This is a genomic window from Nonomuraea sp. NEAU-A123 (assembly GCF_018603905.1).
Taxonomy (GTDB): domain Bacteria; phylum Actinomycetota; class Actinomycetes; order Streptosporangiales; family Streptosporangiaceae; genus Nonomuraea.
Genome location: NZ_JAHFZZ010000017.1, coordinates 65,922 through 78,966 on the forward strand (window position 1 = coordinate 65,922; position 13,045 = coordinate 78,966).

10 protein-coding genes are annotated in these 13,045 nt (G+C 69.5%); 9 read left to right on the forward strand and 1 reads right to left on the reverse strand.

Features of this window, described 5'->3' with window-relative positions; all coding sequences use genetic code 11:
* Positions 1-41: 41 nt before the first annotated feature.
* The 6 genes from KLK06_RS40630 to KLK06_RS40655 all read left to right on the forward strand — a co-directional run bounded on the left by KLK06_RS40630 (position 42) and on the right by KLK06_RS40655 (position 7,926).
* A complete protein-coding gene (locus tag KLK06_RS40630) occupies positions 42-1,283 on the forward strand; it encodes an ROK family transcriptional regulator (RefSeq protein ID WP_214641013.1) in 1,242 nt (413 codons plus the stop codon).
* A 129-nt stretch (positions 1,284-1,412) separates the two neighbouring features.
* Positions 1,413-2,753, forward strand: a complete 1,341-nt coding sequence (locus KLK06_RS40635; RefSeq protein ID WP_214641014.1) for an ABC transporter substrate-binding protein — start codon at positions 1,413-1,415, stop codon at positions 2,751-2,753.
* A 7-nt stretch (positions 2,754-2,760) separates the two neighbouring features.
* Entirely contained in the window at positions 2,761-3,708 is a 948-nt protein-coding gene (locus tag KLK06_RS40640; RefSeq protein WP_214641015.1) for a carbohydrate ABC transporter permease, read from the forward strand.
* Positions 3,705-4,562 carry a carbohydrate ABC transporter permease gene (locus KLK06_RS40645; RefSeq protein ID WP_214641016.1) on the forward strand — a complete coding sequence of 286 codons (858 nt, stop codon included), beginning with the start codon at positions 3,705-3,707 and terminating at the stop codon, positions 4,560-4,562. Before KLK06_RS40640 ends, KLK06_RS40645 begins: the two co-directional genes overlap by 4 nt.
* A 15-nt stretch (positions 4,563-4,577) precedes the next feature.
* Complete coding sequence (locus tag KLK06_RS40650; protein WP_214641017.1) at positions 4,578-7,307, forward strand: glycosyl hydrolase-related protein; 2,730 nt, start codon at positions 4,578-4,580, stop codon at positions 7,305-7,307.
* A 70-nt stretch (positions 7,308-7,377) separates the two neighbouring features.
* Positions 7,378-7,926, forward strand: coding sequence for a hypothetical protein (locus tag KLK06_RS40655; protein WP_214641018.1), 549 nt, complete (start codon positions 7,378-7,380; stop codon positions 7,924-7,926).
* 20 nt (positions 7,927-7,946) lie between these two features.
* On the opposite strand, the gene KLK06_RS40660 is transcribed toward KLK06_RS40655, so the two are convergent.
* Positions 7,947-8,465 carry an RNA polymerase sigma factor gene (locus KLK06_RS40660; protein ID WP_214641019.1) on the reverse strand — a complete coding sequence of 173 codons (519 nt, stop codon included), beginning with the start codon at positions 8,463-8,465 and terminating at the stop codon, positions 7,947-7,949.
* A 129-nt stretch (positions 8,466-8,594) separates the two neighbouring features.
* On the opposite strand from KLK06_RS40660, the gene KLK06_RS40665 reads away from it, so the two are divergent.
* The 3 genes from KLK06_RS40665 to KLK06_RS40675 all read left to right on the forward strand — a co-directional run bounded on the left by KLK06_RS40665 (position 8,595) and on the right by KLK06_RS40675 (position 13,039).
* Positions 8,595-11,750, forward strand: a complete 3,156-nt coding sequence (locus tag KLK06_RS40665; RefSeq protein WP_214641020.1) for a BTAD domain-containing putative transcriptional regulator — start codon at positions 8,595-8,597, stop codon at positions 11,748-11,750.
* An 84-nt stretch (positions 11,751-11,834) separates the two neighbouring features.
* Positions 11,835-12,344: a hypothetical protein gene (locus tag KLK06_RS40670; protein WP_214641021.1), complete on the forward strand. Its 510-nt coding sequence runs from the start codon at positions 11,835-11,837 to the stop codon at positions 12,342-12,344.
* Positions 12,345-12,763: 419 nt separating this feature from the next.
* Positions 12,764-13,039 (forward strand): isoamylase early set domain-containing protein, encoded by a 276-nt coding sequence (locus KLK06_RS40675; protein WP_214641022.1) that lies wholly within the window; start codon positions 12,764-12,766, stop codon positions 13,037-13,039.
* Positions 13,040-13,045: the final 6 nt, after the last annotated feature.

Here is a 13,045-nt window from a genome sequence, read left to right on the forward strand (position 1 = left end):
GCTAGGCTTTCGACGGGCCGCAGCGCGTGGGGAGGTCAGCCTTGGATCGTACGGGAACGAACCTTCCCGCCGTCGGTGAGTACAACCAGACGGTCGTTCTCGACGCCATTCGCCGGCGCCCCGAGGGGATCACCCGGTCCGAACTCGCCGCCCTGACCGGCCTGAGCGGGATGACGGTGACGAAGGTCTGCCGGCGCCTGCTCGATGCCGGTCTCGTTGACGAGCACGGCACGCGTACGAGCGGCCCCGGCAAGCCGGCGGCGGTCGTCAAGCTGAACCCGGGCGGCGGTTTCGCGATCGGGGTGCACATCGATCCCGCAGTGGTGACCTACGTGCTCGTCGACCTGTCCGGCAGGGTTCGGGACCACTCGCGTACCGGCACACCGACCGCGGGAGACCCGAGCGCGGTCATCGACGAGATGGCGAACGCGATCGAAGCGCTCATCGCGGGTTCCGCCGTCGACAGGTCCCGCATCCTCGGGATCGGCATCGCGTCGCCCGGCCCTGTCAACGTTGACGACGGTGTGCTCTTGAACCCGCCGATGATGCCCAACTGGTATCGGGTGGCCTTGCGGCGCTCGCTCGCCGAGGCGACCGGCCTGCCTGTGCTGCTGGAGAAGGATGCGACGGCCGCGGTCGTCGCCGAGTTGTGGTTCGCGGGTCCGGGCAGCAGCCGCGACTTCGCGTTCATGTACTACGGCACCGGTCTGGGCACCGGCCTGTCAGTGGCGGGCGAGGTCGTCCGCGGCGCCAGCTCCAATGCGGGAGACGCGGGTCACATCACCGTCGATCCCGACGGTCCGGTGTGCACCTGCGGGCGACGCGGCTGCGTCGGGTACATCACCGTTCCGCGAGCGCTCGTCGAACGCGCGGTGCTCGACGGCGTGCTCTCGGCGGCCGAGGCCGGTGACCTCGATGACACGGTCGACGTGGACGCGGCGTTCAGCAAGCTGGCGGCCCTCGCCGCGACCGGGAAGCCCGAGGCGAGGGCGATTCTGATCGACGCCGCGCGTTCTCTGGCGCGCGCGATCGTCGTGATCGTGAACCTGCTCGACATCGACGAGGTCATCTTCGGCGGGCCGTTCTGGGCGCGCATCTCCCCGGTGATCCTCGATGCGCTGCCGGACGCGGTGCGCGACGATCCCGCCCTCATCCCGCCGCACCCCATCCGGTTCGCCCAGTCCGCGATCCCCGTCGATGTCGCCGCCGTCGGAGCCGCGACTCTCGTGCTCGACAACACCTTCTCGCCTCGGCCGTCTGCCCTGCTGCTCGCGGCGGAGTAACCACACGCCACTTTGTCCTCACAAAGTGTTGCGGGTAATTAGGAAATATGATTTGCTAACCCGCCATGGCGCTCGGCGTCAGCGTCGGCCCGTTCAGCGCCGTCGCCAGTCGTTCTCTGGAAAGAAAATATGAGCAACACAGTCACGCGCATCCGCCTCGCGGGCGCCGTCGTCGCCACAACCGCCGGCATCGCCGTACTAGCCGCCTGTTCGTCGCCCGCTCCGTCGGGTGACGCGTCCGCAGCCTCCTGCGAGCCCGCGAAGGGCAAGGTCACCCTCCAGTACTGGAACACCGTTCCGGGCATGGATCAGGTCGTCGCCCTGTGGAACACGAAGAACCCGAACATCCAGGTTCAGACGAAGAACATCTCCAACGACCAGTACGGCACCATCGGCAACGCCCTCAAGGCGGGCAAGGCGCCGGAGCTCGCTCAGGTCGGTTACGACGAACTCCCCGCCCTGCGCACCCAGGACGCCTTCGTGGACGCCTCGGCCTGCTCGGCGGCCACCGCGGCCAAGTCGAAGTTCGTGCCGTGGACCTGGTCGCAGTCCAGCTTCGGCGGCACCGGCGTGTTCGCCTTCCCGCAGGACACCGGCCCGATGGCCCTCTACGTGCGCAGCGACCTGTTCAAGAAGCACGGCCTCGAGATCCCGAAGACCTGGGACGAGTACGCGGCGGACGCGCGGAAGCTGCACGACGCGGACCCCAAGCTCAGCATCACGTTCTTCGACCCGAACAACGCCGAGTGGTTCAACGGGCTCCTCTGGCAGAACAACGCCGAGATGTACGGTTACTCCGGCGACAAGTGGCACGTCACAGTCGAGTCCGACCAGAGCAAGCAGGTCGCCGACTACTGGCAGAAGCTGATCGACGCCAAGCTCGTCCGCACCGACCTCGCCCACGGCTCGACCCCGATGTACGCCGCGTACCAGCAGAACCAGATCGCCAGCTACGTCGGCGCCGCCTGGGGCTACAGCATGTTCCGCGACAACCTGCCCGACCAGGCCGGCAAGTGGACGATCGTCCCGATGCCGACATGGGGCTCGAGCGCCGCATCCGGCGACTGGGGCGGATCCACCGTCGCGTTCATGAAGGGCAACACGCACCTGTACGAGTCGGTCATGTTCAACTCCTGGCTGAACACCGACCCGGAAGCCCTCGCGCTGGAGAACAAGCTGGGCGGCCTCTACCCGGCGGCCACCGCCGGTTCGGAGCTGCCCGCACTCTCGCAGGGCGTCCCGTACTACAACAACGAGAAGATCTTCGACGTCTTCGCCGACTCGTCCAAGAACATCGACACCAGCTTCACCTGGGGCCCCACCCAGAAGACGGTGAACCTGGCGCTTCAGGACGCGATGGCCAAAGCGGCAGGCGGCAGCGGTGTGCTCACCGACGCGCTCTCGGCCGCCCAGGCGACCGCGCTGAAGTCGATGAAGGATCAAGCGATCCCCGCGGTGGCGGGCAACTGACCGCAGCATGACTGACATCGCAACCCGCGCGACCCGCGTGGTCACAGCGGCCGGGAGCCGCCGTCGTCCCAACGGCGGCGGCCCCCGGGCGGGCACCATCGTCGCGTTCCTGGCCCCGTTCTTCCTCCCGTTCGTGCTGTTCTACCTGGTGCCGATCGGGTACGCGGTCTGGCAGAGCTTCCTCGTCGTACGCCGCACCCGCGGCCAGTACGGCACGTCGTACACGACCTTCGGCGGTTTCGAGCAGTACGGGCAGGTGTTCCAGAACACGGAGTTCTGGGCAAGCATCGGGCGCATCGCGCTGTTCGGCATCGTGCAGGTGCCGGTCATGCTGTTCGTCGCGTTGATCATGGCGCTGCTGCTCGACACGCCCCTGCTGAAGCTCAAGGCGTTCTTCCGCGTCGCGGCGTTCATGCCGTACGCCGTGCCCGGCGTCATCGCCGCGATCATGTGGTCGTTCCTCTACTCGCCGCAGCTCAGCCCCCTGGTCGACCTGCTGGAAGGCCTCGGCCTCCAGCCCGACTTCCTTGGCCCGGGCGCCGTGCTGTGGTCGGCGGCGAACGTCTCCACCTGGCTCTGGACCGGCTACAACATGCTGATCATGTTCTCGGCGCTGCAGGCGATCCCGCAGGAGCTCTACGAAGCCGCCAAGCTCGACGGCGCCGGCAACTGGGCGATCGCGTGGCGGATCAAAGTCCCGATCATCGGCCCGTCGATCATCCTCACCACGGTGTTCTCGATCATCGGGACGCTGCAGCTCTACGCCGAGCCGGCCGTGCTGCGCCAGATCTCCTCGAACATCTCGAGCACGTTCACCCCGAACATGCTCGCGTACGCGGTGGCCTCCGGAAACAACTACCAGTTGGCGGCGGCGATCTCCGTGGTCATCGCCGTCATCACCTTCGTCTTGAGCTTCGGGTTCATGCGACTGACCGCGAAGAGGGCCGGACTGTGAGCGACCAGACCCTGATCCGCGAAAGCCGCGTCAGCCGTACGGCCGCCATGGCGCTGATGTTCCTCCTGGCGATCTACTTCCTGCTGCCGGTCTACTTTCTGCTCGTCGCGGCGACGAAACCGCAGGGTGACCTCGCCTCCACCTTCGGGCTGGCGTTCTCGCACTTCGACCTGGTCAAGAACCTGGGCACCCTGTTCGGCCGCAGCGACGGCATCTTCGGGCGGTGGGCTCTGAACAGCGTGATCTACGCGGTGCTGGGCGCGGCTGTCGGCACCCTGATCTCCGCGCTGTGCGGCTACGCGCTCGCCAAGTTCAGGTTCCGTGGCCGGGAGTTCCTGTTCTCCGTCATCCTCGGCGGCGTCCTCGTGCCCACCACGGCGCTCGCGCTCCCGCTGTTCCTGCTGTTCTCGGCGACCGGGATCGTCAACACCTACCTCGCGGTGTTCCTGCCCAGCATCGTCAGCCCGTTCGGCGTCTACCTCGCCCGCGTCTTCACCGCCGCCGCCGTTCCCGAGGAGATCATCGAGTCGGCGCGCCTGGACGGCGCTGGTGAGTTCCGCACGTTCTTCTCGGTGGCGTTGAGGCTGATGTCGCCGTCGCTGGTGACCATCTTCCTGTTCCAGTTCGTCGGCATCTGGAATAACTTCTTCCTGCCGATGGTGATGCTGCAGAAGGAGTCGCTCTTTCCGATCACGCTCGGCCTCTACCAGTGGAACGGTCAGACCGCCCGGGTCTCGCTCCTTCAAGGATCCGTGATCACCGGCTCGCTGGTCTCGATCGTGCCCGTGATCATCTTGTTCATCCTCCTCCAGCGGTTCTGGCGCACCGGGCTCGCCTCCGGCTCCCTCAAGTAGAAGGCTCCTCTTTCCATGCAGAAATCCGCCGTCTTCGTGCCCCATTTCCATTGGGACCGGGAATGGTATGAGCCTTTCCAGGTCTTCCGGCACCGGCTCGTCGCCGCTCTTGACACCGTGCTGGCGACGGCCGAGGCGGACGTGGACTTCCGGTTCACCGTCGACGGGCAGATGGCCGCGATCGAGGACTACCTGGAGATGCGACCGGAGAACCGCGATCGCGTCGTGGCCCTGGTCGCCCGCGGTCAGCTCGCCATCGGGCCGTGGCTCATCCTGCTCGACGAGTTCCTCTGCTCCGGCGAGACCATCGTGCGCAACCTGCAGCTGGGGTGGGCGGCCGCGGCGGAGCTCGGCGGCTCGATGCCCATCGGCTACCTGCCGGACATGTTCGGCCACGTCGCGCAGATGCCACAGATCCTGGCGCGCGCCGGGATCGAGCACGCGGCGCTGTGGCGCGGTGTTCCCGGATCTGTCGACGGCCACGCCTTCCGCTGGCGCGCTCCCGACGGCTCCGAAGTGCGTACCGAGTTCCTCTTCGACGGCTACGACAACGGCCTCGACGTCCTGCTGGTGCCCGACCAGATCGGGCGCGCGCTCGGCGAGTACGCGGAGATGACGGCCGAGCGGTGGGGTGACGACCCGGTGCTCGCGATGGCCGGCACCGACCACAACGCGCCCGACCCGCGCCTCGCGGCCTGGCTGCGGCGCGCGTCCAGCGACGAGCGCGTCATCACCATCGCGACGCTCGACGAGTACATCCGCGAGCACGTACGCGACGAGGTCACCGCCGTGGTCACCGGTGAGCTGCGCAGCCACGTGCGCGGCAACATCCTGCCGGGTGTGCTCTCCGTGCGGCTCGGGCTCAAGCAGCGGATGTCCGTCGCCGAGCGCACCATCGACCACGCCGAGCGGGTGAACGCCCTGTGGTCCCAGCGCGACGACTCGCCGTTCCTCTCGCTCGCGTGGCACAAGATCATCGAGTCGACCGCGCACGACTCGGTCGTCGGCTCCGGCACCGACGAGACCTCCGATCAGGTCGAAGCGCGGCTCGCCGAAGCCACGCACATCGCGCGGGCGGTTCGGGACGCGGCCCTGGCCGAGCCCGCCGCCCTGGTGCCGAGCGACGGCTATCTGGCCGCCAACCCGCTGTCGTTCCCGCGTACGGCATTGGTCGAGGTGGATGTCGTGGCCCCGCCCGAGGGAACCGTTCTGGTCGCGACCGCCGCCGACGGCTCGGCGCAACCCGTGCAACTGACCTCAGCGGCCCCGACCGTGCTCAGCGACGAGCGCATGGACGCCTCGCAGCTCGAACGGGTGCTGCGCCGCATCCACCGCCGCGAGCTGTTCGGCCGCCTGATCGACCACTACGAACTCACCCCGGGGTCGCTCGTCTTCCACCTCGCCGAGGTGCCGGCCAGCGGACCGTTCGACCTGCTGATCCTGCGCCGCGAGGTCGCCGCCGCGGCCGCCGCGCATCCGGGTGAGTGGACGGTGCTGACGCTGGCGGAGGCTCGGGCGACCGCGCTCGTGCCCGTGAACGTGCCCGCCTCCGGGCTGGCGAGTTTCCGGGTCGAACCGAGCGACCAGGCCGCCGTGCCGCCGACGACGTTCGCACCCGCGACGGCGACGGCCCGCGCGCTTTCGAACGGGCTGGTCGAGGTCGTGATCGCCGCCGACGGCACGTTGGACGTGACCGGGGCCGACGGCACCGTGCTGCGCGGAGTCGGCCGCCTCGTGGACGGCGGTGACCGCGGCGACAGCTACAACTACGCCCCGCCGGCACAGGACGTGCTCGTGTCGGAGCCGGCGGAGGTGACCATCGAACTCCTCGAGAACGGCCCGCTGCGGTCGAGAGTGCGTGTCACCCGCGTCTACGCATGGCCCATCGCGCTCTCCTCCGAGCGCGACCTACGCGACAGCCGGACCGTGCCGACCCCGGTGGAGACGCTCGTGGAGGTGCGCGCAGGGGAGCCGTTCGTACGCGTCTCCACGTCGTTCCTGAACCAGTCCGCCGACCACCGGCTGCGCTTCCACGTGCCGCTGCCCGAGCCGGTGGCCGTGTCCGCCTCCGCCGGGCAGTTCGCCGTCACCGAGCGTGGGCTCACCGCCGAGGGCGGCTGGGGCGAATACCCGATCCCGACCTTCCCCGCGAGCACGTTCGTGTCGGCCGGCGCCGCCAACGTCCTGCTCGACCACGCCACCGAGTACGAACTCGTCGGCGACGGCTCCGAACTCGCCATCACCCTGCTGCGTGCCATCGGCTCGATCAGCGTCAACATCCATCCACTCCGTGACGAGCCCGCGGCGACCGAGATCCCCGCACCGGGCGCGCAAGATCTCGGCGTGCGCATCGAGCACCGTCTGGCCGTCGTGCCCTCGGCGACCGGCTGGCAGGGCGCGAACGCGGTCGCTCTCGCCGAGGACTTCCGCAACGACATGCTGGTCACCCGTGGGACCGCGCCCGCCGAAGGTCAACTGCCGCCCGACGCGACCGGCGTACGGGTCGACGGCGCGGACGTCCTCGTCTCGAGCATCCGCCGCGTCGCCGACGACGACCACGGCGCCGGCATCGAGGTGCGGTTGGCCGCGATGAGCGACACGAGATCGACCGCCCGCGTGACCGGCGCCTTCACCGAAGCCACCACGGTCGACCTGCTCGGCCGGCCGCTGTCCGCGACGCCCGTCACGGACGGACTCGAACTCGCCCTCGGCCCGTGGGAGATCCGAACGATCGTGGTCCGGTAGCCAAGATCTCCCGGATTCACCGTCGGGCTCTAGAGTGGGCGTGATCATAGGCTCGTGGTTGGCGGGTGACATGACGCGTCCGACGGCACACAAGGCGAACTCTCCCCTGGAGCCAGCACCGATTTGGGGGCAGCTCGGCTACCTCAGGTATGTGTCCCGTGGCAGTTACGGCTCGGAGGCCATCGAAACGCCTACCGCGATGCCGATACTCCTCGCTCCTCTGGCCCAGGATCGTGAATTCACTCATCAGGGTGTGTCGCAGTGCGGCCGTTGTGGCGTCCTGGTCACCATGAAGAAGCGGCGTACCCCTTCCAAGCGTTCGCGTCTCGCGGCGAAGAAATATTGGGTCGCCGGTTTTTCGGGGGGCCTGTTGCTCTCGATCGTCGGAGTCGTGGCGTTCTTCGCGCAGATGCGGGACGCCACAGACGGGGCGCCCGGCATGCTGACAACGGCGTTCGCTCTATCGGGGCTGTTTTTCGTATGGGTGCTGGCCGGCATCATTGGCGAAATAGTAAGAGATTGGGGTTTTGTCTGCGATCCGGGGATCTCTTCGGGAGATGTCGAAACCTCCTGCGATCATGTAGCAAGGATTGTGGAAGCTCCCAAAGTCAGGAGCTGAGGTCGGGCAGACGCCCCAGTTCAGTGGCTCTCAAGGGCCTTCGCGAGCAGGCGTTTGGCGCGGACCGCGCGGCTGTGGACGGTTCCCGCAGGGATGCCCAACCTGTCGGCGATCTGCTTGTGGGTGAAGCCCTCGAAGTAGGACAGCAGGAGGACATCCCGTTCCTCCCGGGGGAGTCCGATCAGGGCCTGGCGTACCTGGGAGAACAGGTCCGAGGGAGGCTCCGGCGTGGGGTGGGTCTCGTCGAGGGGCGTGGTCGTCAGGTGGCGGCGTTCGCGGCGCCACACGTCGGTCGCGGCGCGGCGGGCGATGGAGTACAGCCACGGCTGGAGCTCGCGGTCCGGGTCGAAGGTCAGGGCCGCCCGCCAGGCGCGGATGAACGAGAGCTGCACTGCCTCCGCCGCGAGTTCCCGGTCACCGAGGAGGCTCAGCGCCAGGGAGAACAGGGATCGCGAGTAGACGCGGTACATCTCCGCCAGAGCGGTCTCGCTGCCACGGCGGAAGCGGTCGCCCAGCGATAAGTCCGTTGTTGTGCCCATGGGCCGTGATGCAAGGTGGGACATGCGCAGCAGCGTCCCCACGCACTCTTAAATCGCCCTAAATCCGGACTAAATCGAGGGATTGTGGAGATTCGCGTTCTTGGGCCCATCGCGGCTTTCGATCGTGGTGTGCCGCTGGACCTGGGGCCGCTCAAGGTGCGGATGCTTCTGGCGGCACTGGTACTCGCCCATCCGCAGCCGGTCAGGCCGGACGCCCTGATCGAGCGGATCTGGGGTGAGGAGCCCCCTTCCTCCGCCCTCGCCGCACTTCACGTGTACGTCGGCAAACTCCGCAGAGCCGTCGACCCCGGTCGCGTCGTTCTCGGGCTCAACGGCTACCAACTGTGCGTCCCGGCGCAGGCCGTGGATGCGAACCGGTTCCTGGACATCGTCGCGCGGGCCCAGCGCGCGCTGAGCAAGGGGGATGCGGCGGACGCCGAGGCGGAGGCGGCACGGGCGCTGGCGATGTGGCACGGCGAGCCGTACACCGAGCTGGACGGCCGCGACTACGTCATGCCGGTACAGGCGCACCTGCTGGAGAACCGCGACCGGGCCAGGGAACTGCGGGTGAGCGCGATCCTGGAGCAGGGCAGGCACGCGGAGATTCTGGGAGATCTGGCGGCGCTCACCCGAGACCATCCGCTGCGCGAGCGCCTCTGGCTGCTGCGTGCCCTGGCGCTCTACCGGTCCGGGCGGCAGGCCGACGCCCTGGAGACGCTGCGGTCGGCGCGCCGGGTGCTCCGCGACGAGCTCGGCCTCGACCCCGGCGAGGAGCTGCGGCAACTGGAGCGGGACATCCTGACCCAAGATCCGGTGCTGCGCCCGCCGCGGCCGGCTCCGGCACGAGGGCCGCTGCCCTTCGTCGGCCGGGCGGCCGAGCTCGGTGCCCTCCGTGGACTGCTGAAGGAGACGGTACGAGGCGGCGCGGGCTTCGCCCTGGTGACCGGCGAGCCGGGGATCGGCAAGACGCGCCTGGTACACGAGGCCGTCGCGCATGCGCAGGCATCGGGGTTCCAGGTCGCGGTGGGGCGGTGCGCGACGGTGGAGGGAGCGCCCGCGTTCTTTCCGTGGACCGCTGTGCTGGAGCAGCTCGCCATCCCAGAAGAACTGCACAGCATCGGCTGGGCGCCGTCCGGGGAGGATCCGGAGGGGGCGCGCTTTCGCGCCTACCGCGTGGCCGAACGGGCCCTGACGACCGCTGCCGCCCGCCGGCCGCTCGCGATCGTGCTCGACGACCTGCACTGGGCCGACGCCTCGTCCCTGAGTCTCCTGCGTTACCTGGCCGACGTACTCGAGCGCCAGCCCATGGCCATCCTCTGCACGGCACGTACGGACGCGCCTTTGGCTCGGGTGCGGGAGGCCTTCGCGCGCCGTCATGCCGTACAGGTGCTCCTGGAGGGCCTCGGCCTGAATGACATCGCCCGGCTGGCACCCGAATCCAGTGAGGCCTTGCGCGACCGGACGGGCGGCAACCCGTTCTTCCTGACCGAGCTGATCCGTACCGGTGAGCTGCGCGACGCCTTGCCGCTCGGCGTGCGGGACGTCGTGCGGGCCCGGGTGGGCGCGCTGCCTCGCCCCGCCGCCGAGCTGCTGGAGCTCGCGGCGGTGGCCGGGCGTGAGTTCGAGGTGTCGGTGGTCGCCGAGATGGCCGAGCTCGACCTCGGCGCGGCCGTCGAACGGCTCGACCCGGCGATCGCCACGGGCCTGATCGAGGCGGGGCTGTACGGGCGCTTCCGCTTCCCCCACGCGCTGGTGCAGGAGGCCCTCGCTGAGACGCTGCCGGTGCTGCGCCGCGCGGCGCTGCACGCCAGGGCCGCGCGGGCCACGGAGCGGCTGCCGGGCAGCGCCACGCCGGAGCGGCTGGCCACCGCGGCGCACCACTGGTTCCTGGCGGCTCCGGCGGGTTTCGCCGGCCAGGCATGGCGGGCCGCGCGCCGGGCGGCGGGCGCCGCGGGCGGGCTCGGCGCGTACGACATGGCCGCCGAACTCCTGGAGCGGGCCCTGCCGATGCTGGCCGCCGACCCCGGCGCCTCGGCGGCCGACCGGGTGGATCTGCTGCTCGCGCTCGCCGAGGCCCGGCACGGGAGCGGCGACGCGCGTGGCCGCCGTGCCGTGCTGGCCGAGGCACGCCACTTGGCCGCCGCCGCGGGCTACCGGCGCGGCCTGCTCACCGCGGCCACTGGGACCGAGAACCGTAACACCGCGTCGATGGTCCAGTTCGGGTCCTGGGACGGGGAGCTCATCGAGACGCTGGCCGGGCTGGCCGCGCTGCCGGATCTCGACCTCGAAGACCGCTGCCGCGTCCTCGGCGGCCTCGCCGTGGAGAGCTACTACCAGCCGGGCAGTTCCCCGGCCGGGCGCGACGCGCTGAGTGCCGAGTCGGTGGCGCTGGCCCGCAAGTCCGGCGACCGGCGGCTCCTGGGGTGGGCCCTCCACACCCGCTACCTGTCCATCCGCGGCCCCGACCTCCCCGAGGAGCGGCTGGCGATCGCGACAGAGCTGGCCGAACTCGGCCGCCTCGCGGGCGACGACGAGCTTCTCGTTCTCGGCCTCGGCCTGGCCGGCGCCACGCTCCTGCAATGCCTGCGCTTCCGCGAGGCACGCACGCTGATCGACGAGGCCGTCGCCGTCGCCGCGCGCGCCCTGCCGTACGCGCGCGTCTACCTGGGCTGGCTCCGGCTCGGCGTCGTGGCGCTGACCGGTGACCTGCCGGCGGCGCGGGCGCTGTTCGACGAGACGGCGGCGCTGCAGCGGACGACCTCGATGTGGGGCCTGGCAGAGGCCCAGCTCGCCGGCCTGCTCCAGCTCAGGCTGGGCGGGGCGCGGGATCTCGACGAGGAGCTTTTCCGGCAGGCCGGTACGGCGGCCGCAGGCCCGCTGGGCGAGATCGTGCGCGACGTTCACGCGCTACTGCTGATCATGGACGGTCGGGTGGCCGAGGCGCGGCGGCTGCTGGGGCACTGGCGCGAGCAGCCGCCGATCCCGCGGACCTTCCTGTGGCTGGCCCACGCGGGCGTGCGCGGTGTCGTCTGGGCTTACTTGGGCGACCGTACGGCGTGCGCGGAACTCTACGAGCAACTGCTGCCGTACGCCGACCGCATGGCGATCGGGAACAACACCCCGCTGCTGTGGCCGATGACCCGGCCGCTGGCTCTGCTGGCCGGGGTGCTCGGCCTGCCGGAGGCCACCGGCCATGCCGAGCACGCACTACGTACGGCGGCCGACCTCGGCGCCGGCGGCCTGGTGGCGGTCATCTCGGGCGAGCTTGACCGGCTGCGGCGATAAGTGCATTTTTACTCATTCGTGGTGCGAGCGGGTCGGTGCGTGCGTAATGCGGGGCGATTAGCCAAGGACTGAAGGAGTCCCATCATGTTCGGTATCCGCCGTTCTTTCGCCGCCCTCACGCTGGCCACCGCCACGCTGACCGCGTCCGCCGTTCTCGCGTCGCCGGCGCACGCCGCCGGTGCCACCGTCCAGGCGAGTATCGGTCTCGTCACCATCGTGGGAACGCTCGGCAGCGACAGCATCGACATCAGCAACTCCGGCAGCACGGTGTTCGTCACCTCCAGCGCGCACTCGGTCACCGCGGGCTCGGGGTGCGCGCAGGAGGGGCCCAGCAAGGTCAGCTGCGCGAACGTCGACCACATCTCCGCCAACGTCCGTCAGGGCGACGACGTCGTGAACAACAACAGCGGCCTGACCGCCGAGATCTTCGGCAGCGCCGGCTCCGACCGGCTCTCCGGTGGCTCCCAGCGCGACATCCTCTCAGGCGGTACCGGCAACGACGTCCTGGTCGGCAACGCCGGTAACGACACCACGAACGGGGGCGCGGACTTCGACACCTGCGACGGTGAGTCCGAGCTCAACTGCGAGGCCTAGAAGCCGGCCACCGCCTAGCCGCCACCCGGTCTCGGCCAGAGATCGGGTGTAGGTCTGCGCGGCGTCGTCGGCGAACCGACGAAACGGTCGTCGCCGCGGCCGGTCAGCCGTCGCTCCTCATGAGATGGGTGGTGATGGCGTTGAGCTCGATCGGCGCTTCCTCGCCGACCACGACGGTGCCGCCAAGGCCGGCCAGGCGCCGGCCTTGTGCGCAGTTAGGGGTGGGTGAAGGCGAAGGTCATGCCGGGGGCGAGCGGCAGGTCGGAGCCGAGCGTGGGATTCTCGGCGAGTAGCCCGTAGCGGGCGGTCTCCGTGTGAATTTTGCGGAACGGGTTGGTTACGACCCGTGTGTCTCGTTCGTCCCAACTCTCCCACCCGCCAAGCTAGGGCCATTCCCTGCCCCTCTGGGAGGTTGCACAATGCTCAGGCGTACGCCCCTGTTCGGCACGAAAGCCCGGATCACCTTTACTCTGCCCGTGGACCAGCCCGCCGGCATCGTCAGTGTGGTCGGCGACTTCAACGACTGGTCACCCGGCCGCCATGAACTCCGCACCCGCCGGCACGGCATGCGTACAGTGTCGGTGATCCTCCCGCCGGGCACGCACCGCTTCCGCTACCTGGCGACCGGTGGCGTGTGGTTCGACGACGAGTCGGCCGACCACATCGACCAGGACGGCAGCCTGCTCCGCCTCTGATCACCA

Coding starts and splice junctions, on each gene's coding strand:
- KLK06_RS40635 (WP_214641014.1), top strand. CDS start 1,413: ATGAGCAACACAGTCACGCGCATCCGCCTCGCGGGCGCCGTCGTCGCC.
- KLK06_RS40670 (WP_214641021.1), top strand. CDS start 11,835: ATGTTCGGTATCCGCCGTTCTTTCGCCGCCCTCACGCTGGCCACCGCC.
- KLK06_RS40660 (WP_214641019.1), bottom strand. CDS start 8,465: ATGGGCACAACAACGGACTTATCGCTGGGCGACCGCTTCCGCCGTGGC.
- KLK06_RS40675 (WP_214641022.1), top strand. CDS start 12,764: ATGCTCAGGCGTACGCCCCTGTTCGGCACGAAAGCCCGGATCACCTTT.
- KLK06_RS40640 (WP_214641015.1), top strand. CDS start 2,761: ATGACTGACATCGCAACCCGCGCGACCCGCGTGGTCACAGCGGCCGGG.
- KLK06_RS40655 (WP_214641018.1), top strand. CDS start 7,378: ATGACGCGTCCGACGGCACACAAGGCGAACTCTCCCCTGGAGCCAGCA.
- KLK06_RS40650 (WP_214641017.1), top strand. CDS start 4,578: ATGCAGAAATCCGCCGTCTTCGTGCCCCATTTCCATTGGGACCGGGAA.